A 24,844-nucleotide genomic window follows, 5' to 3' on the forward strand; every position below is an offset into this window, starting at 1 on the left:
CGTTGTTAATAATTCTATTAAGATCATCTTCTTTGTTCGTAACAGTTATTTTACTTCTTTTGTTTCTAATGTTTGTTTAGTATCTAAATTATAAGTAACTATAACTTCACCTTTGTATTTTGTTGAATTTTTTATTGGTTTAATTGTAGCTTTATTGTCTTGGTCAATTTTTATATCAACTTGTGATTTATCAATACTTGTTGGTAATTTAGCATTAATCATATCTCCAGTTAATTGTTGACCATTTGTTTCAATAGTGCCTAGATTTCTTTGAACTTGTGGTAATGTTGTTTCTAATGTTTGTTTAGTATCTAAATTATAAGTAACTATAACTTCACCTTTGTATTTTGTTGAATTTTTTATTGGTTTAATTGTAGCTTTATTGTCTTGGTCAATTTTTATATCAACTTGTGATTTATCAATACTTGTTGGTAATTTAGCATTAATCATATCTCCAGTTAATTAGACTTCTTGCATAACCTATTAAAAAAATTACAAATATTTGTAAAAAGACAGTAATAGAAAAATATAATTTTAATTAATTATGTCTTTTATCTAAAAAATTAATATTTTGCCACAACAAAAAACGAATTTATTATTTAAATTCTTTAATTTTAAATAAATCTTTTATGTTAAATTAATAATTGCAAATTATAAATTGAGGCAATTAAATTAAATCTTAAACCAAATCTTTTTCTACGATTACGATATTTTTCTGTCATAATTTTAAATTTTTTAAGAATAGCAAAAATATTTTCAATAATAATTCTCATTTTTGAAACTAGTCTATTATGTTGTTTTTGTGCTTTATTTAAATGGTTTTTCTTTGTTTTCTTTGTAGGTATTAGAACATTATTGTGAATTTTTTGTATTCCTTGATAACCACTATCAACTATTAATTTGGTATTTTTTAAAATTGGGATTTTTGATTCTTTAAATAAAGCATAATCATGTTTTTTCCCAAGTGAAAAACTTGTTGCAATAATTTTTCTGGTTTCTTGTTCGATAATTACTTGTGTTTTAATGGTGTGTTTTTTCTTTTTACCAGAATAAGATTGTTTTTGTCTTTTTTTGGGCGTTGGATTGGAGTTTCGGTAGCATCAATAATAATAGTTTTATCATTAAAATAATCATTTATTAGTGCTTTTTTACCAGCAAGTTGTTGAAAATCAGAGTTTTTAATTAAAATATCTTCAATTCACTTGATATTGCGATAACAATTAGCTTCACTAATTCCGAAATTTTTACCAAGATGAAAATAAGTCTGATATTCTCGTCAATATGATAAAGTCATCAATAATCTATTTTCTAGTGATAATTTATTAGTTTTACCACCTTTTTTAAATTTTTCTATTTCAGCTACTTGTAAAATATCTAACATTTTATTAAAAGTGGATTTTTTTATTCCTGTTAATCTTAATCATTCTTTATCATTAAGAGTATTAAATTTATTATTGTTCATATTTTGATATCCTCATAAATTATATTTTATAAGAATATTTTAATAAAAAAGGTATCGCAAGAAGTCTATTGTTGACCATTTGTTTCAATAGTGCCTAGATTTCTTTGAACTTGTGGTAATGTTGTTTCTAATGTTTGTTTAGTATCTAAATTATAAGTAACTATAACTTCACCTTTGTATTTTGTTGAATTTTTTATTGGTTTAATTGTAGCTTTATTGTCTTGGTCAATTTTTATATCAACTTGTGATTTATCAATACTTGTTGGTAATTTAGCATTAATCATATCTCCAGTTAATTGTTGACCATTTGTTTCAATAGTGCCTAGATTTCTTTGAACTTGTGGTAATGTTGTTTCTAATGTTTGTTTAGTATCTAAATTATAAGTAACTATAACTTCACCTTTGTATTTTGTTGAATTTTTTATTGGTTTAATTGTAGCTTTATTGTCTTGGTCAATTTTTATATCAACTTGTGATTTATCAATACTTGTTGGTAATTTAGCATTAATCATATCTCCAGTTAATTGTTGACCATTTGTTTCAATAGTGCCTAGATTTCTTTGAACTTGTGGTAATGTTGTTTCTAATGTTTGTTTAGTATCTAAATTATAAGTAACTATAACTTCACCTTTGTATTTTGTTGAATTTTTTATTGGTTTAATTGTAGCTTTATTGTCTTGGTCAATTTTTATATCAACTTGTGATTTATCAATACTTGTTGGTAATTTAGCATTAATCATATCTCCAGTTAATTGTTGACCATTTGTTTCAATAGTGCCTAGATTTCTTTGAACTTGTGGTAATGTTGTTTCTAATGTTTGTTTAGTATCTAAATTATAAGTAACTATAACTTCACCTTTGTATTTTGTTGAATTTTTTATTGGTTTAATTGTAGCTTTATTGTCTTGGTCAATTTTTATATCAACTTGTGATTTATCAATACTTGTTGGTAATTTAGCATTAATCATATCTCCAGTTAATTGTTGACCATTTGTTTCAATAGTGCCTAGATTTCTTTGAACTTGTGGTAATGTTGTTTCTAATGTTTGTTTAGTATCTAAATTATAAGTAACTATAACTTCACCTTTGTATTTTGTTGAATTTTTTATTGGTTTAATTGTAGCTTTATTGTCTTGGTCAATTTTTATATCAACTTGTGATTTATCAATACTTGTTGGTAATTTAGCATTAATCATATCTCCAGTTAATTGTTGACCATTTGTTTCAATAGTGCCTAGATTTCTTTGAACTTGTGGTAATGTTGTTTCTAATGTTTGTTTAGTATCTAAATTATAAGTAACTATAACTTCACCTTTGTATTTTGTTGAATTTTTTATTGGTTTAATTGTAGCTTTATTGTCTTGGTCAATTTTTATATCAACTTGTGATTTATCAATACTTGTTGGTAATTTAGCATTAATCATATCTCCAGTTAATTGTTGACCATTTGTTTCAATAGTGCCTAGATTTCTTTGAACTTGTGGTAATGTTGTTTCTAATGTTTGTTTAGTATCTAAATTATAAGTAACTATAACTTCACCTTTGTATTTTGTTGAATTTTTTATTGGTTTAATTGTAGCTTTATTGTCTTGGTCAATTTTTATATCAACTTGTGATTTATCAATACTTGTTGGTAATTTAGCATTAATCATATCTCCAGTTAATTGTTGACCATTTGTTTCAATAGTGCCTAGATTTCTTTGAACTTGTGGTAATGTTGTTTCTAATGTTTGTTTAGTATCTAAATTATAAGTAACTATAACTTCACCTTTGTATTTTGTTGAATTTTTTATTGGTTTAATTGTAGCTTTATTGTCTTGGTCAATTTTTATATCAACTTGTGATTTATCAATACTTGTTGGTAATTTAGCATTAATCATATCTCCAGTTAATTGTTGACCATTTGTTTCAATAGTGCCTAGATTTCTTTGAACTTGTGGTAATGTTGTTTCTAATGTTTGTTTAGTATCTAAATTATAAGTAACTATAACTTCACCTTTGTATTTTGTTGAATTTTTTATTGGTTTAATTGTAGCTTTATTGTCTTGGTCAATTTTTATATCAACTTGTGATTTATCAATACTTGTTGGTAATTTAGCATTAATCATATCTCCAGTTAATTGTTGACCATTTGTTTCAATAGTGCCTAGATTTCTTTGAACTTGTGGTAATGTTGTTTCTAATGTTTGTTTAGTATCTAAATTATAAGTAACTATAACTTCACCTTTGTATTTTGTTGAATTTTTTATTGGTTTAATTGTAGCTTTATTGTCTTGGTCAATTTTTATATCAACTTGTGATTTATCAATACTTGTTGGTAATTTAGCATTAATCATATCTCCAGTTAATTGTTGACCATTTGTTTCAATAGTGCCTAGATTTCTTTGAACTTGTGGTAATGTTGTTTCTAATGTTTGTTTAGTATCTAAATTATAAGTAACTATAACTTCACCTTTGTATTTTGTTGAATTTTTTATTGGTTTAATTGTAGCTTTATTGTCTTGGTCAATTTTTATATCAACTTGTGATTTATCAATACTTGTTGGTAATTTAGCATTAATCATATCTCCAGTTAATTGTTGACCATTTGTTTCAATAGTGCCTAGATTTCTTTGAACTTGTGGTAATGTTGTTTCTAATGTTTGTTTAGTATCTAAATTATAAGTAACTATAACTTCACCTTTGTATTTTGTTGAATTTTTTATTGGTTTAATTGTAGCTTTATTGTCTTGGTCAATTTTTATATCAACTTGTGATTTATCAATACTTGTTGGTAATTTAGCATTAATCATATCTCCAGTTAATTGTTGACCATTTGTTTCAATAGTGCCTAGATTTCTTTGAACTTGTGGTAATGTTGTTTCTAATGTTTGTTTAGTATCTAAATTATAAGTAACTATAACTTCACCTTTGTATTTTGTTGAATTTTTTATTGGTTTAATTGTAGCTTTATTGTCTTGGTCAATTTTTATATCAACTTGTGATTTATCAATACTTGTTGGTAATTTAGCATTAATCATATCTCCAGTTAATTGTTGACCATTTGTTTCAATAGTGCCTAGATTTCTTTGAACTTGTGGTAATGTTGTTTCTAATGTTTGTTTAGTATCTAAATTATAAGTAACTATAACTTCACCTTTGTATTTTGTTGAATTTTTTATTGGTTTAATTGTAGCTTTATTGTCTTGGTCAATTTTTATATCAACTTGTGATTTATCAATACTTGTTGGTAATTTAGCATTAATCATATCTCCAGTTAATTGTTGACCATTTGTTTCAATAGTGCCTAGATTTTTATTAGTAATTAGTTTATTTAAAGATTCTCTACTATCAACAGTGAAAGTAACTGCAAATATAATTGTTCCTCAAGCACCAAAACCAATTAAAGTTCCGGAACCAATTATCGCGGCAATAATAAGTAATCCTTTTTTCTTTTGTAACATTTTTATCCCCCTTTAACTAATTCCTAAAATAACATCTTTTAAACCTAAAACAAGTGAACTTGCTAAAATCACAATTCCCAAACAAACGCCGACTCATGTGATGCGAGCAATGGTTTCTTTGCGTTGTTCGGCGTTTTTGGCAAATTTACCACCAATTCCATAATAAGCAACCATAATAATAATGGCAATTACTACCGCTAAACTAATTAAAATTGGCATGCCGACGGAAATAATTTTGTTGCCAATTTCTTGTAAATTACTCGTTGTTGCTAGAAACATCATATTTTTCTTCTCCTTTATTTTTTCTTCCTCTCACTTGGTTTATTGCGGTAATTATTCCCCAAACCGTACCAATCAAAAAATTAATTTTTTTCAACAATCATATTGCAGGTTTCCAAAAAATAAACGCAAGAATAATAATGGCAAAGAATATTGTTCAGTTCATCTTATTTGTTTTTTTCTTGCTCTTCTTTTTCTTCGGCTTTCATTTGGGCGATGTCTTTGGCTGTTTGGCGTTGGAAGGCCTCGACTTTTTTCTTGCGGATTGGCTCTAAGATCAATGGTGTCACGACAAATTTTTTCAATAATCACCCAAAAGCAAGTAGTCCTGATAAAGCACCAATGATGACACCAATAATCGCTTACCCCGTTAGTCCGCTTTTGTTATTATTTGGTAGATTGTTATTTGCTGTTTTTGGGTCAAAAATATTTGTGTTTTCTGAACCATTAGCTTGGGGGGGTCAAGTTTGGATTGCGGCAAATAAGTTATTTAGTCGCCGAGCCGAAGTACCACGAATATTATCATGACCATTGGCTTGGGCTCATATTGCAAATTGTTTGCCATTATCGGTATCAAAATAATTTTTGATTGCTTTCTCGGGCGCAATTTGTAAATAAAGGTTATTGGTATGCCCTAAGTTGTCACCTAATTCCACAACATACTTGCCGTTTTTTGTATCTAACTGGGACCCATCAAGTTTAATCCCATTTGTTTCATCGATGTTAATTGACTGGACTGTTTTATTTCATTGCGCATCACAACCATATACGAACCCAGTTATGACAATTCTTGCTGTGGGTTTTTTAATCGTGATGGTGCTTTCGCTGTTAGCATAGAAAAATGTCTGAACGGGGTTAGGGATGTTAGTTGGATCAATTTGTCCCACATAATCTTTCACAACGATGGCTTCGCTGGTGATTGGTTGTAATTCAATCTGCAAATCAACAATGGTTGCTGGGACAACATTATAAGTTACCTCAACCGAACCGGCATAACTTGTACTGTCTGGTTTGGCGGTTAAAGTTGCTTTACTGCCTTCTTTGTTGGTAATTTCCAGTTGCGAAGTATCATCAATAGCATTGGCGTTTTTTTGGTTAATTGCGGCCATAATCGTTTCATTATTGTTATCGAACAAATTTTCTAATTCAGTGTTTTTGACTAACGCCCTTAAATTTTGTTTAACCCCTGGTGCTGGTGCCTCAATTTTAGCTTGAATCGAGACCGTAATTTCACTAGTGTATGGTTTTCCGTCCAAAGTAAAACTTACTTGTAAACGGTGGTCTCTGGGTGCGATTTCAGGTTTAACATTGATGGTTCATTGCTTATTTGTTTGACTTTGTTGGACATTATCAAAGATAACTTTATCAATGTTCGGGTTAGCAATCGCAATGTTTAAAACTCCATCAACCGTAATTAAGTCCGGATGAGTTCAAGTTTTCTTTTTAGAGTTATCACTTAAATTAAACTGACTTTGTTGTTTTACTCACTCTAAATTGTCTTTACTATCTCTTTCAATTTCAATATTTACTATTTCAATCATAAAGGATTTAGAGCCGTTATGTTTAAGGAGATTTAAAGTAATGTTTTTATTAAAATCAAATTTAGTTTGTTTTTTTAAGTCAAAATTTGAGTTTATAAGATTATTGTAAACATTAGAATTTTCATTGAAAAACATTCATTTACTGATTTCAACATATTCATTATCTGCTTGATTTTGGAATGTTATAAATTTTTGTGTTCAATCACTAACATCTTTTTTAGGAATAGATTCTATTTTTAAAGAAAAATCATATGTTTTTTTAACATTAGTCATTTTTTCAATTAAAAATTTACCTTTTTTAAGTTTTAATTCATATGTTTGTTCACTTTCTCTTTTGTTTCTAATTAGTTCTACTGTTGTTTTATCAATATCTCGTCCTAACGGTGTTTTAGCAAGCAATGGAGCCGGCAAACTTGCTGTTAAAGTTGATATTGATAATAAAATGAGTAATTTCTTCATATTGTTCTTTCCTTTCTTAAATAATAAAAATGAGAATATCACACTGCTGGTATTCCCATAGTTAATTATGTTAAAAAACCAAATAAATCATTAAGTTTTTGATATAATTTTCTATGGAAACACAGGTCTTTCGTGTAATTGTGTTTCCATTTTTTTATTTAATTACAAGATGATTATACTTTTTTATTTTCGGTTTGAATTATTTCTTTTTTGCTTCTTCAAAGCAATACCTAACAAAAATAAAAGTTGCATGTATTTTAAAGGTGTTTTTTGTTATCAATAACTTTTTGATATTTTTCATTAATACACTTTCTTACAGAGTGCCCTAAAAGGGTTGCGAATCCAAAAAGAAAATTAATTTATATCTAAAATGGTATATTTAATTTTATTTTTTTTTAAATGTTGATTTTTGATTTGTATTAAATAGTTTTTAAAATATTCTTGTCATAATTCTCATCCTTTTGTTTTTAAATCGTTACTTGCTAAAAATCAGTATGAAAATCCTTCTGCTATAAATTCATATTTACTAGTTAAGGAATAACTACTAAAAGCAAAAGATTTAAAAGTTTTTTCTATATCGATATCTAAATTATCAAAGTTACTAATTTTACTTTTTAAAAATTCTTTTAGATGAAAAACAAGATCAATATTATTAAATTCATAATAATAATGAATTATATGACCTAATTCATGAATTAAAGTATGAAAAAAATTATTAGTTGATTTCCCGCCCTTTTTTCATTCATTAATTATAGTTTCTTCATAAATACATTCTAATGAAGCAGGCGCTATTTGAATAGTTCTATTATTTCTTGTTGTTTGACCAAATGAACTAAGATTTTTATTTATTATTATTCCAGACAAAATACTATCAGTAGATTTTTTATCTAAGACATTGGCAACAAAATTATAAAATAGTAAAATAAGTTGTTTTAAATTATCTCGATATTTTTGGCAAATATTACTATTATTTATTAGTTCTTTTAAAGTTTTTCTTACACCTGGGTGTAAGAAAACAAATAATTCTTCAACGGAATTAAATGTTTTTTGTTTATAAAAAGATAAATTTTTATTATCTGCTGTACTTAAAAAAGCATTAGTTAAATTTTGTTCTGTTTTTGTTAAATTATTATAAGTTCCATAGTAATCATTTTGATTATATTTATAATATTTATTATCTTTATTATAAGCTCACGTTCCTTTATAACCTCTATCTTGAAATAAAAACGGATTTGGTTTATATGTTTTATTTATCAAATTAATATTGTTTTTATTCGGAGGGTTTGGTTGTGAAATTGATTTTGGAGTGAAAAAAACAAAATACAATAAATACAAAATAAAACTGATTAAAGGAAAGACTATTAATAAAATTAAAAATGTACTAATATAAACTAATTTTGTTTTTTTCTTGTCTTTTTTCATCATTTTACTCCTTGTTGTTTCATAATTCATAAGTGTGTTGGATTGAAAAGGCTTTGTTTTTTTTCTTGCGGATTGGTTCTAAAATAAAACGGTATCACCACAAACCTTTTTACTGGCGGCGAACATAAATTTACGGAAAAACAATCATCAACTGATTGGGCTGTTACATCTTTGCCACTAGTTAAATCACCAGCAACTAATTTATCAACAGCAATTTTATAGTCGGTGTTTTCTACTTTTTTAATAGTTATTAGATATTTATAACTGGTCAATTAATTGTTCAAATAATGCGGAGATTGATAATTTATTTTCTAAAGCTATTTGTTTTACTTTTTGATATTTTTCAGGCAATAAGGTTAAATTAACATGTTGCTTTTTTCCGCCTTTAATTAATTTTAAAGAAGATGTTATTTTATTTTCGGTATTGATTAACTCAGATTTATTTAAAAGTGTTTGTGAAACATCTTTACTTATTGTTCCTATTTTACTTTGAGAAAATATACTTTTTCGTTCCGCCATAACTATAAAACTCCTTTTTGTTTTAATTGATCCACAATATTAAAATATGGGTTTTCTTCTTTTTTTAAAGTTTTAATAACTGGAATTCCAGTAATCTCACTCGCTTTAAAAACTTGTTTTTTTCTAATTTCTTGTAGTATGATAATTGTTTTTAAATTGCTTTCTTTTATTTCGTTAATAAAATCTTTGGAAATTGAAAATGTGTCAAAATTATTTAATATTACAGCTTTAATATTGTTATCAATTTCTAAATCTAATGAGATTTGTTCCCACATATTTCCTACTATTTCTAAAGCTCTTAATGAATGCACAGAGTTATCTGAAACTAATATAATACTATCAGCTACTGCATAAGCATTAATATTAGTAATATTTAAACTTGGGTTTGTATCAATTAAAATATAATCATATTTATTTGATAAATAATCTTTGTTTTTATTAATATATTTCATAAATTTAGTTTCTCTAGATATTTCATTAAATAACTTTACTTCTAAACTTGACATTCCAATATTAGTTGGGATTATATCCAAATTATTAATTTCCGTTTTTAAAATTAATTCTTTAATGTTTTTTTCCTGATTTATAAACATATTCATAGCTAGTGGCTCAAATATATCCAATTGAAGACATTGGGTTAAATTTCCTTGCGGGTCAAGATCAATTAATAATATTTTCTTATTTTCTTTTATTGATAAATAACCTGCTAAATTAAAAGTAAAATTTGTTTTGCCAACCCCGCCCTTTAACGCTCCTATTGTAATAATCTTCATATTTTATTTTTCCTTTCTGATAAGTATTTAAATACATTTTATTATACTTATTTATGTATTATGATACTTATTTTTATACTTATTTAATAAAATTAATCAATTATATAATTTTTATTACCTTTTTTTCCCCGTGAAAATAAATTTTGTAGCACTACAGGCGACGTTTTATCAGCAAAAACAAAAAAAACCCTTATTTTATAAGTGTTTAAAGAGGAGGTTAGTTAAGATTGCTTGGTTTAAATTGATCTAAATATTGCACAAGAATACTAATTAAATATTTATTTTTATTAAGCAAAGCATTAATAATTTCACTTGCATTTCGTTTATTTAATTCATTTAATTTATTATCAAAATACTCAAATTGCCGTTCTGAGATCGGAATATAATATCGGTAATTTGATGTTTTGATTGTAAAAATAACGGATTAATAATTAAAAAATTATCATCTTCAAATTTAGAACCAATAACGTCATTTCAATTTAAGTCAAACAAAATATATCAACCCACAACCTTTATTTTTTACTTTTTGTTATTTTTTTTGCCTTTTTAATTAATGCTTTATTTTTGTCTAAAAATTTTAAAGCATTTTTATTGTGGTTGCTATAAATTTCGTTTAATTTTTCTTGCAATGTTGTTTGGTCTAAATTATCACCCATTAACATTATTTGTTCTTGTATTATTTCTCTTTGTCCATTGACAAAACAATCATCACAAAAATAAGTTTCTAAAAAATGCGGTATTGCTTCGGTTTGATATGTTTTGTTACATTTTTCACAAGTATACATTTTTTTATCTCCTACTAATGTTATTTTAAATCATTTTACTCCTTTTTGTTTCAAATTTCGTAGGTGTGTTGGGTTGGAAAGGCACTAATAATATTGATTTGTGTTGCTAATCAACTAGCTAGTGACGGGGCAGGAATAACTCAGTGAATTTTACCGCCATCAACCAGTTATGGTCGCAAGTTAATTAGTTTGTTTTTAAACCGTTCGGGTGATTTTCTGGTGCGTTCAAATTCAACATAAATTTCACTATCCTCAGTTTTTGTGATAATTAAATCCGGGCAGGCGTTGAGATTACCATTCCCCATTTTTAACTCCCGCTCGGTTTGATAATGCTCAATATCATTTTGTACAACCAGTCATTTAATTAACATATCTTGGTGAGGGAGTTCATAACAGTTTATTTTAACACTTTTTTTGTGTTCACTACCAACAAATGTATTCCCTTTATGGCTTAATAAATATTTCGATGGGTGTGCTTATCAATTTATATTAACCCTTTTTTATGTAATGTTTTTAAAAGTTCTTCGGTTGCTCGTTTTTTCTTATTAACTAATAAAGAAACTTGTTCGGTGTTTAAATATCCCCAACGGTTTATCATAATCAATATTTTTTCTTGTTCACCCATAATTTCAGCCTCCATTGTTTATCGCAGTTTCGGGTGCTTGGCGAGCCAAAGATGTGTTGTTCCGGCACCACGTTAAATATAACACTGTCCTTAAAAACAGTAATTATTCATATAAAAATTATACAAGATTTTCTAATTTTTAATATTAAAAATTCATATTTTGACTTGGTCGTAATATATTGTTAATTGTCTTGTAAATAATAGACTTCTTGCATAACCTATTAAAAAAATTACAAATATTTGTAAAAAGACAGTAATAGAAAAATATAATTTTAATTAATTATGTCTTTTATCTAAAAAATTAATATTTTGCCACAACAAAAAAATGAATTTGTTATTTAAATTCTTTAATTTTAAATAAATCTTTTATATTAAATTAATAATTGCAAATTATAAATTGAGGCAATTAAATTAAATCTTAAACCAAATCTTTTTCTACGATTACGATATTTTTCTGTCATAATTTTAAATTTTTTAAGAATAGCAAAAATATTTTCAATAATAATTCTCATTTTTAAAACTAGTCTATTATGTTGTTTTTGTGCTTTATTTAAATGGTTTTTCTTTGTTTTCTTTGTAGGTATTAGAACATTATTGTGAATTTTTTGTATTCCTTGATAACCACTATCAACTATTAATTTGGTATTTTTTAAAATTGAGATTTTTGATTCTTTAAATAAAGCATAATCATGTTTTTTCCCAAGTGAAAAACTTGTTGCAATAATTTTTCTGGTTTCTTGTTCGATAATTACTTGTGTTTTAATGGTGTGTTGTTTCTTTTTACCAGAATAAGATTGTTTTTGTCTTTTTTTGGGCGTTGGATTGGAGTTTCGGTAGCATCAATAATAATAGTTTTATCATTAAAATAATCATTTATTAGTGCTTTTTTGCCAGCAAGTTGTTGAAAATCAGAGTTTTTAATTAAAATATCTTCAATTCACTTGATATTCCGATAACAATTAGCTTCACTAATTCCGAAATTTTTACCAAGATGAAAATAAGTCTGATATTCTCGTCAATATGATAAAGTCATCAATAATCTATTTTCTAGTGATAATTTATTAGTTTTACCACCTTTTTTAAATTTTTCTATTTCAGCTACTTGTAAAATATCTAACATTTTATTAAAAGTGGATTTTTTTATTCCTGTTAATCTTAACCATTCTTTATCATTAAGAGTATTAAATTTATTATTTTTCATATTTTGATATCCTCATAAATTATATTTTATAAGAATATTTTAATAAAAAAGGTATCGCAAGAAGTCTATTGCATTAGCGAAACATTTGTTATATAATTTTATTGCTTTTATGCATTATAACTTCGGTACAAGAGCAAATGCAAAGGGAGAGATATAAATGCGACAAACGACAATGATTAATTCACAAGATGTGAAAAAAACATGATACATTATTGATGCCAGCGGTTTAATTTTAGGACGCTTAGCAACAAAAGTAGCAAGTATTTTAAGAGGTAAACATAAACCAACATTTACTAGCCATGTTGATTGTGGTGATAATATTATTATTATTAATGCTCATAAAGTAATATTAAGTGGTAATAAGCTGAATAATAAAAAATATTATAATCACTCTGGTTTTGTTGGTGGTATGAGAGTGCGAACAGCTAAGGTAATGCAAGATAAGTATCCAATTGAGATGGTTGAAAGAACTATTAAAGGAATGTTACCCCATACTAGTTTGGGAAGAAAACAAGCTAAAAATTTATTTGTTTATGATAGTGAAAAGCACCCTCATAGTGCTCAAATGCCAAAACTATTAGTATTACAAGAAGAAGGGAGTTAATCGAATTAATGAAAATAAAAAAAGAAATTATTTATCGTGCTACGGGTAGAAGAAAAACATCAGTAGCGCAAGTAGTATTAACTTCAGGAAAAGGGAATATTACTATTAATAATAAACCGGCACTTATTTTTTTTCCTTATGCAACATTAATCCAAGAGTTAGAACAGCCATTATTAGAAACGGATATGAAAGAAAGTTTTGATATTAATGTTAAAGTTAATGGTGGTGGTTTTAGCGGTCAAGCTGGAGCTACGAGATTAGGTATTGCAAGAGCATTATTAAAATTTTCACCTGATTATCGGATGAAGTTAAGACAAAAAGGTTTAATAACTCGTGATTCACGAATTAAAGAAAGAGATAAGTATGGATTAAATGGTCCCCGAGCAGGAAAGCAATATTCAAAAAGATAATTTATATTTTAGCATATATCTCAAATATATGCTTTAATTGGGACTATAGCTCAGTTGGTTAGAGCGCACGCTTGATAAGCGTGAGGTCGGTGGTTCAAGTCCACTTAGTCCCACCATTGATGGGCCCGTAGCTCAGCTGGGAGAGCACCTGCCTTGCACGCAGGGGGTCGGCGGTTCAATCCCGTTCGGGTCCACCATTTTAATTTCATTAATGACTTAAACTTAATTTTATTGTTTGAATAATAAATAAAATTAAGTTTTTTTGTTAAAATCATTTACAACGATTTATTTATTGTTAAAATTGTTTTATTACTAGATGTAATGTATTTGGGAGACTTGTTGTAATGAAAAAAAGAGTAAAGTTTAAAAAGCCTAGTTTTTCCAAGCAAGTGAAATTATTTTTTCAAAAAATTCATAATACTAAATTTACTAGCATTATGAGAAGTTTGTTATTGCTAACATTAGCAGCATTACTATTAACTTTAACTTTTAATTATTTTATTAATCCCGTAGGTTTTTACAATGGTGGTTTTAGTGGGATATCGCAAATTATTGTTTATTCAATTTTTTCATCGCCTAAAGAACAAGCGATGTGGTTTTACATTGTTGTTTTAATGTTAAATATTCCTTTTGTAATTTTTGGATATTTTAAAGTTGGCCGATATTTTACTGTTTATACTTTATTTTTTATGTTAATGCAAACAGCATGAAACTTTATTTTACGAGCAATTCCCATTTTAGATCAATTAAAAATTATGGAAGAATTAATTTTACCTAAGGATACTGATACGGGAAAAGCAGTGATGACTTTAGCGGCTTTTATTTATGCTTTTATTGGCTCAATTATTTGAGGTTTTGCTATCGCAATTGCTTTTATTGCAGGTGGTAGTTCTGGTGGTTCAGATTTTTTAGCTGCTTATTTAGCAGTATGAAAAAAACAAGGTGTTGGTAAATTTCAAAAATATATGAATTATGCAATTATTGTTTTAGCAATTTTAATTAAATATTTTGTGCAAAAAAATGAAGATAATTTAATTTATGCTTTTTTTAAAAATTTTACTTTATATGTATCAATTATTTTTGCAACGATTAGTACTGTTGTTACTAATTTTATTTATCCAAAATTTAAATTAATTAATGTAATGATTTTTACAAAATTACCATTAGATGTTTGTGAATATTTTAAAACTCATGAATATCCTCATGATACTACTTTAATTAGTTCTAGTGATATTAAGAGTGGTAAGGTTTCGGGAACAATTTTTGCGACAATTTCTTTAATAGAATATAAAAAAGTTAAATATAATGTAACAAGAATTGATAATAAAGCGTTTATTGTTGTTATTCCCGTGACGATGGTTTATGGTACCTTTAATATTCAAAGGTTTAATTAATATTTAAAATGCTAATGCCAAGGAGTTGACCAATGAAGCAAGGTTTTCTAAGATTTTTAAAAATAGTTGATTGGAAATTTATTACGATGGCAATTGCGATTATTTTAATAATTTTTTCGTTACCAATTGTTATTTTAACGGAAAAGGCTACTAATATTCATGGTAAAGATGAATTTGTTTTAAGAAATAATTTAACATCGTTATTAGCAATGGTATTTTTTACTTCTGGTAATAGTCTTTTTTTTCAAAGATTAATGACATCACCAGAGTTTTTAGCTTTGGTTGTGCTAATAATTAATATTAGACTTCTTGCGATACCTTTTTTATTAAAATATTCTTATAAAATATAATTTATGAGGATATCAAAATATTAACAATAATAAATTTAATACTCTTAATGATAAAGAATGGTTAAGATTAACAGGAATAAAAAAATCCACTTTTAATAAAATGTTAGATATTTTACAAGTAGCTGAAATAGAAAAATTTAAAAAAGGTGGTAAAACTAATAAATTATCACTAGAAAATAGATTATTGATGACTTTATCATATTGACGAGAATATCAGACTTATTTTCATCTTGGTAAAAATTTCGGAATTAGTGAAGCTAATTGTTATCGGAATATCAAGTGAATTGAAGATATTTTAATTAAAAACTCTGATTTTCAACAACTTGCTGGTAAAAAAGCACTAATAAATGATTATTTTAATGATAAAACTATTATTATTGATGCTACCGAAACTCCAATCCAACGCCCAAAAAAAGACAAAAACAATCTTATTCTGGTAAAAAGAAAAAAACACACCATTAAAACACAAGTAATTATCGAACAAGAAACCAGAAAAATTATTGCAACAAGTTTTTCACTTGGGAAAAAACATGATTATGCTTTATTTAAAGAATCAAAAATCCCAATTTTAAAAAATACCAAATTAATAGTTGATAGTGGTTATCAAGGAATACAAAAAATTCACAATAATGTTCTAATACCTACAAAGAAAACAAAGAAAAACCATTTAAATAAAGCACAAAAACAACATAATAGACTAGTTTCAAAAATGAGAATTATTATTGAAAATATTTTTGCTATTCTTAAAAAATTTAAAATTATGACAGAAAAATATCGTAATCGTAGAAAAAGATTTGGTTTAAGATTTAATTTAATTGCCTCAATTTATAATTTGCAATTATTAATTTAACATAAAAGATTTATTTAAAATTAAAGAATTTAAATAATAAATTCATTTTTTGTTGTGGCAAAATATTAATTTTTTAGATAAAAGACATAATTAATTAAAATTATATTTTTCTATTACTGTCTTTTTACAAATATTTGTAATTTTTTTAATAGGTTATGCAAGAAGTCTATTATTGTTTATAGTTTAGCTGGGATTTTTTATATGATGAAAGGGGTTTCCAAAAAAGCGCATTATTTCTACAATATCTTTTTTAACAATTATCGTTTTAATTGGTTTTATTTTGTTAATTTTATTTATTGTTCAAAAAAATCGTGAAATTAGTGACTGAAATTATGTTTATATTTTCCACGCTATTAATTTACAAGTAGTTTATTTTCTACCGTTTTTAGGTTATATTCTTTATTTTGTTAGTTTTGGTTTATACTTATATTATTTTTTTACTAAATGCAATAAAAAATAATATAATATGAATAAGGAGGTTTATAAATGCAATTCGTTATTCGTGGTAAAAATATTGAAGTAACTGAGGCAATTCGTGAACGCATTATTAATAGTTTAGAAAAAATTAGTAAATATAAAATTATTAATCTTGATGATACCATTCATGTTGAAGTAAGAACTTATAAAGAAAATTTAAGTCGAGTTCGTGTTGTGCTTGATTTAAAAGGAAAGAGTAATCATTTACAAGCTGAAGGTCAGTATATTGATTTATATGTTGCCATTGATGAGGTGCGTCATAAGTTAGAAGAACAATTACGAAGAATGAAAGACCGTTGAATTCCACGAGGTAAAGAAAAATTTACGAAAGTAGAATTTCCGGTTGATTTAACATTAGATGAGGATATCTAATGCCATTATTAAATTACATAAAATATCTTTTATTTTAAAAATTTATTGCTATAATTAACCCATAGATTTAAATCTTAGTGGAGGTGATGGGTTAATTTAATAAATTAGTATTTGGAAATTAAATTTTTATTTTGTATAAAAATAACCAAAGAAGTTATTGTAAAAATAAAATTTCAAAGTAAAATAACATATGTAGTAAAATAAATAAAAAGGGAGAATTAAATATGAAATTATCAGGATTAAGATTAATAACAGCTTTAGCAGGACTTCCTGCTATCGTAGCATTACCAATTATTGGTTGTGGCACAAAAAAAGCCGCAGCGACTACAGTTACTGATAAAGCAATTGATGCGATTAAGTTTGAAGATGCTGATGCTGTAGCAGTTGCTGACGCAGCAGGATGAAAAGGTGACGCTATTCTTGCATTAATTCAGGCAAAAGTTGATGCGAAAGTTACAGCGGCGGATGCGACCGCTAAAGCGGCTGTGGCAGCATTAGTTGGAGACCTTCCAGCAGCTCCCGGAGCAACTAAAAGTGCTGATGTTAAATTTAGTGTAAAAGCAAAAGATGCTGCTGATGGAACATTTTCAAAAGAATTTACAATTAAAGTTACTCAAACAGCAGCATAGTAATATCGTAATTTAGAAAAAGTCTTAAGAAAATACACTTACAACTGTAAGTGTATTTTTTTATAAAAATTATTTATTAGACTTCTTGCGATACCTTTTTTATTAAAATATTCTTATAAAATATAATTTATGAGGATATCAAAATATGAACAATAATAAATTTAATACTCTTAATGATAAAGAATGGTTAAGATTAACAGGAATAAAAAAATCCACTTTTAATAAAATGTTAGATATTTTACAAGTAGCTGAAATAGAAAAATTTAAAAAAGGTGGTAAAACTAATAAATTATCACTAGAAAATAGATTATTGATGACTTTATCATATTGACGAGAATATCAGACTTATTTTCATCTTGGTAAAAATTTCGGAATTAGTGAAGCTAATTGTTATCGCAATATCAAGTGAATTGAAGATATTTTAATTAAAAACTCTGATTTTCAACAACTTGCTGGTAAAAAAGCACTAATAAATGATTATTTTAATGATAAAACTATTATTATTGATGCTACCGAAACTCCAATCCAACGCCCAAAAAAAGACAAAAACAATCTTATTCTGGTAAAAAGAAAAAACACACCATTAAAACACAAGTAATTATCGAACAAGAAACCAGAAAAATTATTGCAACAAGTTTTTCACTTGGGGAAAAACATGATTATGCTTTATTTAAAGAATCAAAAATCCCAATTTTAAAAAATACCAAATTAATAGTTGATAGTGGTTATCAAGGAATACAAAAAATTCACAATAATGTTCTAACACCTACAAAGAAAACAAAGAAAAACCATTTAAATAAAGCACAAAAACAACATAATAGACTAGTTTCAAAAATGAGAATTATTATTGAAAATATTTTTGCTATTCTTAAAAAATTTAAAATTATGACAGAAAAATATCGTAATCGTAGAAAAAGATTTGGTTTAAGATTTAATTTAATTGCCTCAATTTATAATTTGCAATTATTAATTTAACATAAAAGATTTATTTAAAATTAAAGAATTTAAATAATAAATTCATTTTTTGTTGTGGCAAAATATTAATTTTTTAGATAAAAGACATAATTAATTAAAATTATATTTTTCTATTACTGTCTTTTTACAAATATTTGTAATTTTTTTAATAGGTTATGCAAGAAGTCTATTAATTAAATTCCTTGAAAAACTAATATTTATTAGTAAAATATTTATATAACAAAACTTGGAAAGAGGGATTAATTTTTTATGAAGTGACTTATACCGTTTTTAGCAAGTTTGACATTAACACCAATAATTATTGTGATGCCCTTAGTAAGTTGTAGTAGTACTGAGATGAAAAAGTCAGGAAGTTTAGATAGTCAGATTAGTAGTTTACCTGATACTGTGGAAATTAAAGATATTCCTCAGTCTAAGTGAAATTCTTTTGGTTTGCAATTGTATGTTGTTATGGATTTGATGGAAAAACTTGGAATGGATTTAAATGAAGCCAAAACTAATTTAAACTTTGATGAAAGTTCTCCGTTTGATACATCCCATAATGATGTGGAGTTAACGATTACTGTGCGAGCAATGCCAAATAAAGGGAAAGCAAAAAAAGAAGTTAAATATATTTTTACAAGGAAAGCAGATAAACAATTTTTTTAACTAATATCTTGTAAAATTAGTGATTTCCCAGTAATATAACTTATATAACAATAGACTTCTTGCATAACCTATTAAAAAAATTACAAATATTTGTAAAAAGACAGTAATAGAAAAATATAATTTTAATTAATTATGTCTTTTATCTAAAAAATTAATATTTTGCCACAACAAAAAATGAATTTATTATTTAAATTCTTTAATTTTAAATAAATCTTTTATGTTAAATTAATAATTGCAAATTATAAATTGAGGCAATTAAATTAAATCTTAAACCAAATCTTTTTCTACGATTACGATATTTTTCTGTCATAATTTTAAATTTTTTAAGAATAGCAAAAATATTTTCAATAATAATTCTCATTTTTGAAACTAGTCTATTATGTTGTTTTTGTGCTTTATTTAAATGGTTTTTCTTTGTTTTCTTTGTAGGTGTTAGAACATTATTGTGAATTTTTTGTATTCCTTGATAACCACTATCAACTATTAATTTGGTATTTTTTAAAATTGGGATTTTTGATTCTTTAAATAAAGCATAATCATGTTTTTTCCCAAGTGAAAAACTTGTTGCAATAATTTTTCTGGTTTCTTGTTCGATAATTACTTGTGTTTTAATGGTGTGTTTTTTCTTTTTACCAGAACAAGATTGTTTTTGTCTTTTTTTGGGCGTTGGATTGGAGTTTCGGTAGCATCAATAATAATAGTTTTATCATTAAAATAATCATTTATTAGTGCTTTTTTACCAGCAAGTTGTTGAAAATCAGAGTTTTTAATTAAAATATCTTCAATTCACTTGATATTGCGATAACAATTAGCTTCACTAATTCCGAAATTTTTACCAAGATGAAAATAAGTCTGATATTCTCGTCAATATGTATGATAAAGTCATCAATAATCTATTTTCTAGTGATAATTTATTAGTTTTACCACCTTTTTTAAATTTTTCTATTTCAGCTACTTGTAAAATATCTAACATTTTATTAAAAGTGGATTTTTTTATTCCTGTTAATCTTAACCATTCTTTATCGTTAAGAGTATTAAATTTATTATTGTTCATATTTTGATATCCTCATAAATTATATTTTATAAGAATATTTTAATAAAAAAGGTATCGCAAGAAGTCTAATACATGCAAAGGAGAATTAAATATGAAAAAAAGTTTTATATCATTTTTAGCAACCTTAACATTAACACCTATGACATTGGTGACAATAATACCGACCGTATCTTGTAGTTTAAAAAGTATTGATGCTCGTATTAATGCGTTACCAGATACTGTGGAAATAAAAGATGTTGATGATAAATGGTGAGTTTCGCATGACTTGGGCGCTATAATTGTATATGATATAGTCATTAAGATAGGATTGCAAATTAATGAAGCGATTGCCCAGATTGATATAAGTGATCCTGGCGAAATTGATGTAACTGGTACTACTGCCGCTGTTGATATTACTGTTGAGGCATTAGAAGGAAAAGGAACAGCATCCAAAACTGTTAAATATAATTTTACTAAAAAAGTAGTAAGTTAGATTTTAGTCGTTATTAATATTTAAATCTTAATCATATTAATTTTGAAATAAATTTACAAATATAAGTGTATTTTTCTTTTTAAAAATAATTTTATAAATCCTTTTAAAAATTGGTGTTTTCTAATATAATTGCTTATAGAAATTAATATTTCAGGGAGTTTTAAATGGGTGTTATTTTAAAAAATATTAGTATTGATTATGGTGAAACATTAGCGGTCAATAATTTTAATATGCATGTGAAAACAGGACAATTAGTTACTTTGTTAGGACCGTCTGGTTGTGGAAAATCAACAACTCTTTATGCCATTGCGGGATTATTACAAGTTAGTCAGGGACAAATTATTTTTAATGGCAAAGATGTAACCAAACGGTCACCACAAAATCGTAATATTGGTTTAATATTCCAAAATTATGCTTTATATCCGCATTTAAATGTTTTTAAAAATATTGCTTTGCCTTTATATCAAGATAAAAAATTTAAACGCACTGTTAGAAACAGTAATACTAATATTCGGTTATTAATTAAAGATTTGCAAGATAGTGGTTTAAATGTTGAAAAACAGGGATTTAAAGATCAGATTGCAAAATTACTTTCGGAGTATTTAGAAACTTATGATAAGTTAGTTAATGAAATGATTGCTGATTATTTAGCAGGTATTTTTAAATTTCATAAGCGTGAAGCAGCAATAATTTATAATGAAAAGCATTTAGAAACACTTCGTAATCGGATTCATAGTCAGTGATATGATCAGTCAAGATTAGCGGTTCATATTAAATATTGTGATTTTTTAAATTTAATTTATCGTAATATTTCACAGTTAAAAATAACTATTAATAATAATTTAAGTAGTTTTAAAGCAACAAATAAGAATTTTAAAACTCGGGAAATTGATTTTGCAATTAATAAGTTTTTATTGCAAATGAAATATAATTATTTAAATCCTGCTAAAAGCAAGTTAAATGCTTTAAAAATAGTAATGAAAGATCATCAAAAAGCATATAATGAATTAGTTAAAAATTTTAAACAACAACAAAAAAAAGATCATGCTTTACAATATAGTTTGAGTCATAGTAAGTATGTGAGTTTTTTTAAGAAACATCGGCAATTATGAGATAAAGAAGAACAAAAGGGACTTGATAAATATCAAAAGAAAATTGGTAATAATTTATTAGCAGCTTATGATGAGATGTTAATAAATTTAACAGCAATTGCTAATGAATATTATCAGTTGTTACCCGCATTAATAACAATGAAAACTGCTGAGCAGTTAAATACTGAACTACAAGCATTAAAACAACAATTAACTTCATTTAGAAAAGAAGTTAATAAGAGTGTTAATATTGTTGCTCAGCAAGTAGAAATTACTAATCAATTAAAGAAACGACCAGGTAATTTATCTGGTGGTCAACAGCAAAGAGTAGCAATTGCGAGAGCAATTGTTAAAGTTCCAGATATTTTATTGTTGGATGAACCGTTATCTAATTTAGATGCCAAGTTACGAGTAACAACAAGAGAGTGAATTCGGCGTTTTCAACAAAAATCACAAATGACAGCAATTTTTGTAACGCATGATCAAGAAGAAGCAATGTCAATATCTGATTATATTTATATTATGAAGCAAGGGGTATTACAACAAGTTGGAACACCACATGAAGTTTATAATCAACCAGTTAATAAATTTGTTGCACAATTTATTGGTAATCCGACAATGAACTTTTTTAATGGCGTAATTGATAAGCAACATAATATTTGAATTGATGAAATTAAGATTGGTAAAGCCATAAAAGCTAAATCTGGTTATATTACTATTGGGATTCGACCTGAAGATTTAAAATTAAATAGTGATGCCTTAAATGCTAAGGTTGTTAATAAAGAACCTTTAATTGGTGAAATTTCTTTGTTTGAAGAATTAGGTCGGAGTGCCTTTGTCACTATTAAGATTAGAAATAATGAATATGTTAAAGCAGTTTATGATATGGATGAAGATAAGTTTTATGAACACGGTGAAAAGGTAAAAATTAATTTTGTTAAAAAGACGATTTTTTTATTTGATCCAGAAACTGAATTAACAGTGGAGGTTATTTAATGGCTAGTAAAAAACTGATTGAAAAATCTTTACAAACAAAATATTCCCAAAATTTTTTTAATTATTTAAAGCGATATTACAAAAAACCTAATAGTGCTCAAAAACGCGATAGTACTCTTATTTCATTAATTTGATTAACACCCGCATTAGCATTATTAGGAATATTTATGTTTTATGCAATTTTTATTGTTGCTAGAACAGCTGTTAATGGTGGTCCGGAAATTGCTTTTAAATTTTCATGAAAACATTTTGAATTAGTATGAAAAAATCGTGAATTTCAAATCGCTTTAAAAAATTCTTTAATTTATTCAACAGCAGTTGTACCTTTATCATTAATTATTTCATTAATAGTTGCTAAGTCATTAACTAGCATTATGTCAAAACGAATTTTTAATTTTTTGCAAGGTATTTTCTTTTTGCCATATGTTACTAGTGCGATGGCTGTTGCTATGACTTTTGCTTTTATTTTTAGTCCTGAAGGAGTGATGAATACTTTATTTGCGCTTTTTGGTTTGGAAAAACGACCTTGATTAAATGATGCTAATTATGCGATTTGAGTTTTAATTATTTATGGAATATGAAAATCATTACCCTTTAATGTCATTATGTTAACAACAGCGTTATTAAAAATAAATAATCAATATTATCAAGCTGCTGCTATTGATGGGATGCGTAAAAGTAAGCAGTTATTTAAAGTGACAGTACCTTTAGTTATTCCGATGTTAATTTACTTATTTACTATTGGGTTAATTGATTCGTTTAAAATATTTCCTTTAGGATTATATGCTAATTATATTCAAGCATCTACTTATCAGATTCAAACAGTTGTTTTTTGAATTTTTCAACGCCGAATGAATGCTAGTTACAATGAAGCTGCGGCAGCTTCAATAATCTTAATGATAATTATTTTATTAATTACAATTGTAACGCGAATTATTAGTAAACAATTATCAAGAAAATATAGTTAGGAGATTTTATTGATGAATAATTTGGGCAAGAAAATTAATGAATTGTTAAAGATGCGTTGCAATAAAATTGATTTGTGATTTAAAACTTGAGTCAGTCGTCAAACTGTTGTGCGCAAAACTAATTTTACACAACAAATTGCGGGAAATAAAGGTTGAGAAAAATGAATTAGCATTGCAGTTCGGTTCTTATTTTTATTAGTGATGGCTATTATTGTTGTTTTTCCATTTTACTGAATGATTATTACTTCATTTAAAACTGATGCTGATTTAGATCCAACAAAACCACAAGGATTATGACCTGAAATTTGAACTTTTAAGTGGTATACATATCTTTTAGAAAATTCACAAATTAATGTTGGCAAGTATTTATTTAATTCGTTTTTAGTAGCATTTCTTTCCACAATATTGAAATTATTTATTTGTGCTTTAGCGGGATTTGCTTTAGCGCATTATCGGACAAAGTTTCGCGAAGCAATATTTATTTTGTTGTTATCAACATTAATGATTCCTGGGGAAGCGATTATGATTGGGCAGTATTTGCTAATGTTACGGATTGTATGAGATAATACCTTAGAAGCATTAGTAATTCCATTTATTGCTTCGGCTTTTACAATTTTTATGTTACGCCAAGCATTTGAAGGGATTCCGAAATCAATTGTTAGTGCTAGTAAGGTTGATGGGTTATCAACTTTTAAATTCTTTTGAAAAGTAGCGTTGCCATTAGTTCAACCAGTATTATGAACAGCGGGATTAATATCTTTTATTGCTAGTTGGAATGCAGTATTATGACCCGTAACAGTTTTAGATGCTGATTCAAAATGAGTAACGTTACCAATGTTATTATGAGAATTAATTCAAGTAACAGAACCAGGACCTAATAATCCAAGTACGCTAAGAGATCCACAACATTTAAAAATGGCATCTGCTGTTATTTCTATTTTGCCAATGATTGTTTTATATTTGCTTACTAAGAAACGCATTATTAATAGTATTACAAAAGATAGTAGTGGAACTAAGGGCTAGGAATTAATAGGAAGGAATAACA

The 24,844-nt window shown here is 26.4% G+C and carries 32 protein-coding genes and 2 tRNA genes; 17 read left to right on the forward strand and 17 right to left on the reverse strand.

Annotated features, from left to right (window positions below):
- Nucleotides 1–45: 45 nt before the first annotated feature.
- The 12 genes from AACK86_RS01100 to AACK86_RS01150 form a co-directional block, all read right to left on the reverse strand.
- On the reverse strand, nt 46–450 hold the full coding sequence (locus AACK86_RS01100; RefSeq protein WP_338982127.1) for a hypothetical protein: 405 nt from the start codon (nt 448–450) through the stop codon (nt 46–48).
- 182 nt (nt 451–632) lie between these two features.
- Entirely contained in the window at nt 633–1,025 is a 393-nt protein-coding gene (locus tag AACK86_RS06780) for a transposase family protein (RefSeq protein WP_422398306.1), read from the reverse strand.
- Nucleotides 1,010–1,462: a transposase family protein gene (locus tag AACK86_RS06785; RefSeq protein ID WP_338982632.1), complete on the reverse strand. Its 453-nt coding sequence runs from the start codon at nt 1,460–1,462 to the stop codon at nt 1,010–1,012. The genes AACK86_RS06780 and AACK86_RS06785 overlap by 16 nt, the downstream gene beginning before the upstream one ends.
- A gap of 65 nt (nt 1,463–1,527) precedes the next feature.
- Nucleotides 1,528–4,905, reverse strand: a complete 3,378-nt coding sequence (locus AACK86_RS01110) for a hypothetical protein (protein ID WP_338982128.1) — start codon at nt 4,903–4,905, stop codon at nt 1,528–1,530.
- Between the two features lie 12 nt (nt 4,906–4,917).
- Nucleotides 4,918–5,187 carry an Mbov_0395 family pilin-like conjugal transfer protein gene (locus tag AACK86_RS01115; protein ID WP_338982129.1) on the reverse strand — a complete coding sequence of 90 codons (270 nt, stop codon included), beginning with the start codon at nt 5,185–5,187 and terminating at the stop codon, nt 4,918–4,920.
- Nucleotides 5,188–5,351: 164 nt separating this feature from the next.
- Complete coding sequence (locus AACK86_RS01120) at nt 5,352–5,474, reverse strand: hypothetical protein (protein ID WP_338982130.1); 123 nt, start codon at nt 5,472–5,474, stop codon at nt 5,352–5,354.
- Nucleotides 5,475–5,546: 72 nt separating this feature from the next.
- Nucleotides 5,547–7,184: an adhesin gene (locus AACK86_RS01125; protein ID WP_338982131.1), complete on the reverse strand. Its 1,638-nt coding sequence runs from the start codon at nt 7,182–7,184 to the stop codon at nt 5,547–5,549.
- Between the two features lie 354 nt (nt 7,185–7,538).
- Nucleotides 7,539–8,441, reverse strand: a complete 903-nt coding sequence (locus tag AACK86_RS01130) for a hypothetical protein (RefSeq protein WP_338982132.1) — start codon at nt 8,439–8,441, stop codon at nt 7,539–7,541.
- A gap of 134 nt (nt 8,442–8,575) precedes the next feature.
- Complete coding sequence (locus AACK86_RS01135; RefSeq protein WP_338982133.1) at nt 8,576–8,878, reverse strand: hypothetical protein; 303 nt, start codon at nt 8,876–8,878, stop codon at nt 8,576–8,578.
- Nucleotides 8,865–9,125, reverse strand: a complete 261-nt coding sequence (locus AACK86_RS01140; protein ID WP_338982134.1) for a hypothetical protein — start codon at nt 9,123–9,125, stop codon at nt 8,865–8,867. Before AACK86_RS01140 ends, AACK86_RS01135 begins: the two co-directional genes overlap by 14 nt.
- Before the next feature lie 2 nt (nt 9,126–9,127).
- Entirely contained in the window at nt 9,128–9,898 is a 771-nt protein-coding gene (locus tag AACK86_RS01145) for a ParA family protein (protein WP_338982135.1), read from the reverse strand.
- Nucleotides 9,899–10,410: 512 nt separating this feature from the next.
- Nucleotides 10,411–10,683, reverse strand: a complete 273-nt coding sequence (locus AACK86_RS01150; protein ID WP_338982136.1) for a hypothetical protein — start codon at nt 10,681–10,683, stop codon at nt 10,411–10,413.
- A 93-nt stretch (nt 10,684–10,776) separates the two neighbouring features.
- On the opposite strand from AACK86_RS01150, the gene AACK86_RS01155 reads away from it, so the two are divergent.
- Entirely contained in the window at nt 10,777–10,923 is a 147-nt protein-coding gene (locus tag AACK86_RS01155) for a hypothetical protein (RefSeq protein ID WP_338982137.1), read from the forward strand.
- Between the two features lie 244 nt (nt 10,924–11,167).
- Here AACK86_RS01155 and AACK86_RS01160 read toward each other — a convergent pair whose 3' ends face one another.
- The 3 genes from AACK86_RS01160 to AACK86_RS06795 form a co-directional block, all read right to left on the reverse strand.
- Complete coding sequence (locus AACK86_RS01160; RefSeq protein ID WP_338982138.1) at nt 11,168–11,323, reverse strand: hypothetical protein; 156 nt, start codon at nt 11,321–11,323, stop codon at nt 11,168–11,170.
- Nucleotides 11,324–11,679: 356 nt separating this feature from the next.
- Complete coding sequence (locus tag AACK86_RS06790; protein WP_422398314.1) at nt 11,680–12,072, reverse strand: transposase family protein; 393 nt, start codon at nt 12,070–12,072, stop codon at nt 11,680–11,682.
- Nucleotides 12,057–12,509: a transposase family protein gene (locus tag AACK86_RS06795; protein WP_422398259.1), complete on the reverse strand. Its 453-nt coding sequence runs from the start codon at nt 12,507–12,509 to the stop codon at nt 12,057–12,059. The genes AACK86_RS06790 and AACK86_RS06795 overlap by 16 nt, the downstream gene beginning before the upstream one ends.
- A 157-nt stretch (nt 12,510–12,666) precedes the next feature.
- Here AACK86_RS06795 and rplM point away from each other — a divergent pair, with 157 nt between their 5' ends.
- The 12 genes from rplM (at nt 12,667) to AACK86_RS01220 (ending at nt 19,218) form a co-directional block, all read left to right on the forward strand.
- On the forward strand, nt 12,667–13,113 hold the full coding sequence (gene rplM / locus AACK86_RS01170) for a 50S ribosomal protein L13 (protein ID WP_338982140.1): 447 nt from the start codon (nt 12,667–12,669) through the stop codon (nt 13,111–13,113).
- A gap of 8 nt (nt 13,114–13,121) precedes the next feature.
- Nucleotides 13,122–13,523, forward strand: a complete 402-nt coding sequence (gene rpsI / locus AACK86_RS01175) for a 30S ribosomal protein S9 (protein WP_338982141.1) — start codon at nt 13,122–13,124, stop codon at nt 13,521–13,523.
- 39 nt (nt 13,524–13,562) lie between these two features.
- Nucleotides 13,563–13,639 (forward strand) — tRNA-Ile (locus tag AACK86_RS01180).
- Between the two features lie 5 nt (nt 13,640–13,644).
- A tRNA-Ala gene (locus AACK86_RS01185) sits at nt 13,645–13,720 on the forward strand.
- A gap of 147 nt (nt 13,721–13,867) precedes the next feature.
- Entirely contained in the window at nt 13,868–14,917 is a 1,050-nt protein-coding gene (locus tag AACK86_RS01190; protein ID WP_338982142.1) for a YitT family protein, read from the forward strand.
- A 32-nt stretch (nt 14,918–14,949) separates the two neighbouring features.
- Complete coding sequence (locus tag AACK86_RS01195) at nt 14,950–15,267, forward strand: hypothetical protein (RefSeq protein ID WP_338982143.1); 318 nt, start codon at nt 14,950–14,952, stop codon at nt 15,265–15,267.
- A 100-nt stretch (nt 15,268–15,367) separates the two neighbouring features.
- On the forward strand, nt 15,368–16,117 hold the full coding sequence (locus AACK86_RS01200) for an IS5 family transposase (RefSeq protein ID WP_422398260.1): 750 nt from the start codon (nt 15,368–15,370) through the stop codon (nt 16,115–16,117).
- 486 nt (nt 16,118–16,603) lie between these two features.
- On the forward strand, nt 16,604–16,966 hold the full coding sequence (gene hpf / locus AACK86_RS01205; RefSeq protein WP_338982144.1) for a ribosome hibernation-promoting factor, HPF/YfiA family: 363 nt from the start codon (nt 16,604–16,606) through the stop codon (nt 16,964–16,966).
- 224 nt (nt 16,967–17,190) lie between these two features.
- Complete coding sequence (locus AACK86_RS01210; protein WP_338982145.1) at nt 17,191–17,595, forward strand: hypothetical protein; 405 nt, start codon at nt 17,191–17,193, stop codon at nt 17,593–17,595.
- Nucleotides 17,596–17,740: 145 nt separating this feature from the next.
- Nucleotides 17,741–18,193, forward strand: a complete 453-nt coding sequence (locus AACK86_RS06800; RefSeq protein ID WP_338982632.1) for a transposase family protein — start codon at nt 17,741–17,743, stop codon at nt 18,191–18,193.
- On the forward strand, nt 18,178–18,570 hold the full coding sequence (locus AACK86_RS06805; RefSeq protein ID WP_422398315.1) for a transposase family protein: 393 nt from the start codon (nt 18,178–18,180) through the stop codon (nt 18,568–18,570). The genes AACK86_RS06800 and AACK86_RS06805 overlap by 16 nt, the downstream gene beginning before the upstream one ends.
- Nucleotides 18,571–18,819: 249 nt before the next feature.
- Nucleotides 18,820–19,218, forward strand: coding sequence for a hypothetical protein (locus AACK86_RS01220; RefSeq protein ID WP_338982147.1), 399 nt, complete (start codon nt 18,820–18,822; stop codon nt 19,216–19,218).
- Nucleotides 19,219–19,438: 220 nt separating this feature from the next.
- Here the strand turns inward: AACK86_RS01220 and AACK86_RS06810 are convergent, their stop codons facing one another.
- Entirely contained in the window at nt 19,439–19,831 is a 393-nt protein-coding gene (locus tag AACK86_RS06810) for a transposase family protein (protein WP_422398316.1), read from the reverse strand.
- Nucleotides 19,832–20,050: 219 nt separating this feature from the next.
- On the reverse strand, nt 20,051–20,272 hold the full coding sequence (locus tag AACK86_RS06815) for a hypothetical protein (protein ID WP_422398261.1): 222 nt from the start codon (nt 20,270–20,272) through the stop codon (nt 20,051–20,053).
- A 91-nt stretch (nt 20,273–20,363) separates the two neighbouring features.
- Between AACK86_RS06815 and AACK86_RS01230 the strand changes: the two genes are divergently transcribed.
- The 4 genes from AACK86_RS01230 (at nt 20,364) to AACK86_RS01245 (ending at nt 24,822) form a co-directional block, all read left to right on the forward strand.
- The gene (locus AACK86_RS01230; RefSeq protein ID WP_338982148.1) at nt 20,364–20,744 is read left to right on the forward strand and encodes a hypothetical protein; all 381 of its coding nucleotides are present in this window, start codon (nt 20,364–20,366) and stop codon (nt 20,742–20,744) included.
- 164 nt (nt 20,745–20,908) lie between these two features.
- Nucleotides 20,909–22,831 carry an ATP-binding cassette domain-containing protein gene (locus AACK86_RS01235; RefSeq protein WP_338982149.1) on the forward strand — a complete coding sequence of 641 codons (1,923 nt, stop codon included), beginning with the start codon at nt 20,909–20,911 and terminating at the stop codon, nt 22,829–22,831.
- Nucleotides 22,831–23,799: a sugar ABC transporter permease gene (locus AACK86_RS01240; protein WP_338982150.1), complete on the forward strand. Its 969-nt coding sequence runs from the start codon at nt 22,831–22,833 to the stop codon at nt 23,797–23,799. Before AACK86_RS01235 ends, AACK86_RS01240 begins: the two co-directional genes overlap by 1 nt.
- Nucleotides 23,800–23,811: 12 nt before the next feature.
- Entirely contained in the window at nt 23,812–24,822 is a 1,011-nt protein-coding gene (locus AACK86_RS01245) for a carbohydrate ABC transporter permease (RefSeq protein ID WP_338982151.1), read from the forward strand.
- Nucleotides 24,823–24,844 lie beyond the last annotated feature (22 nt).

It is taken from the genome of Spiroplasma endosymbiont of Eupeodes luniger, assembly GCF_964019525.1.
In the GTDB taxonomy this organism is placed as follows: Bacteria; Bacillota_I; Bacilli_A; order Mycoplasmatales; family Nriv7; genus Nriv7.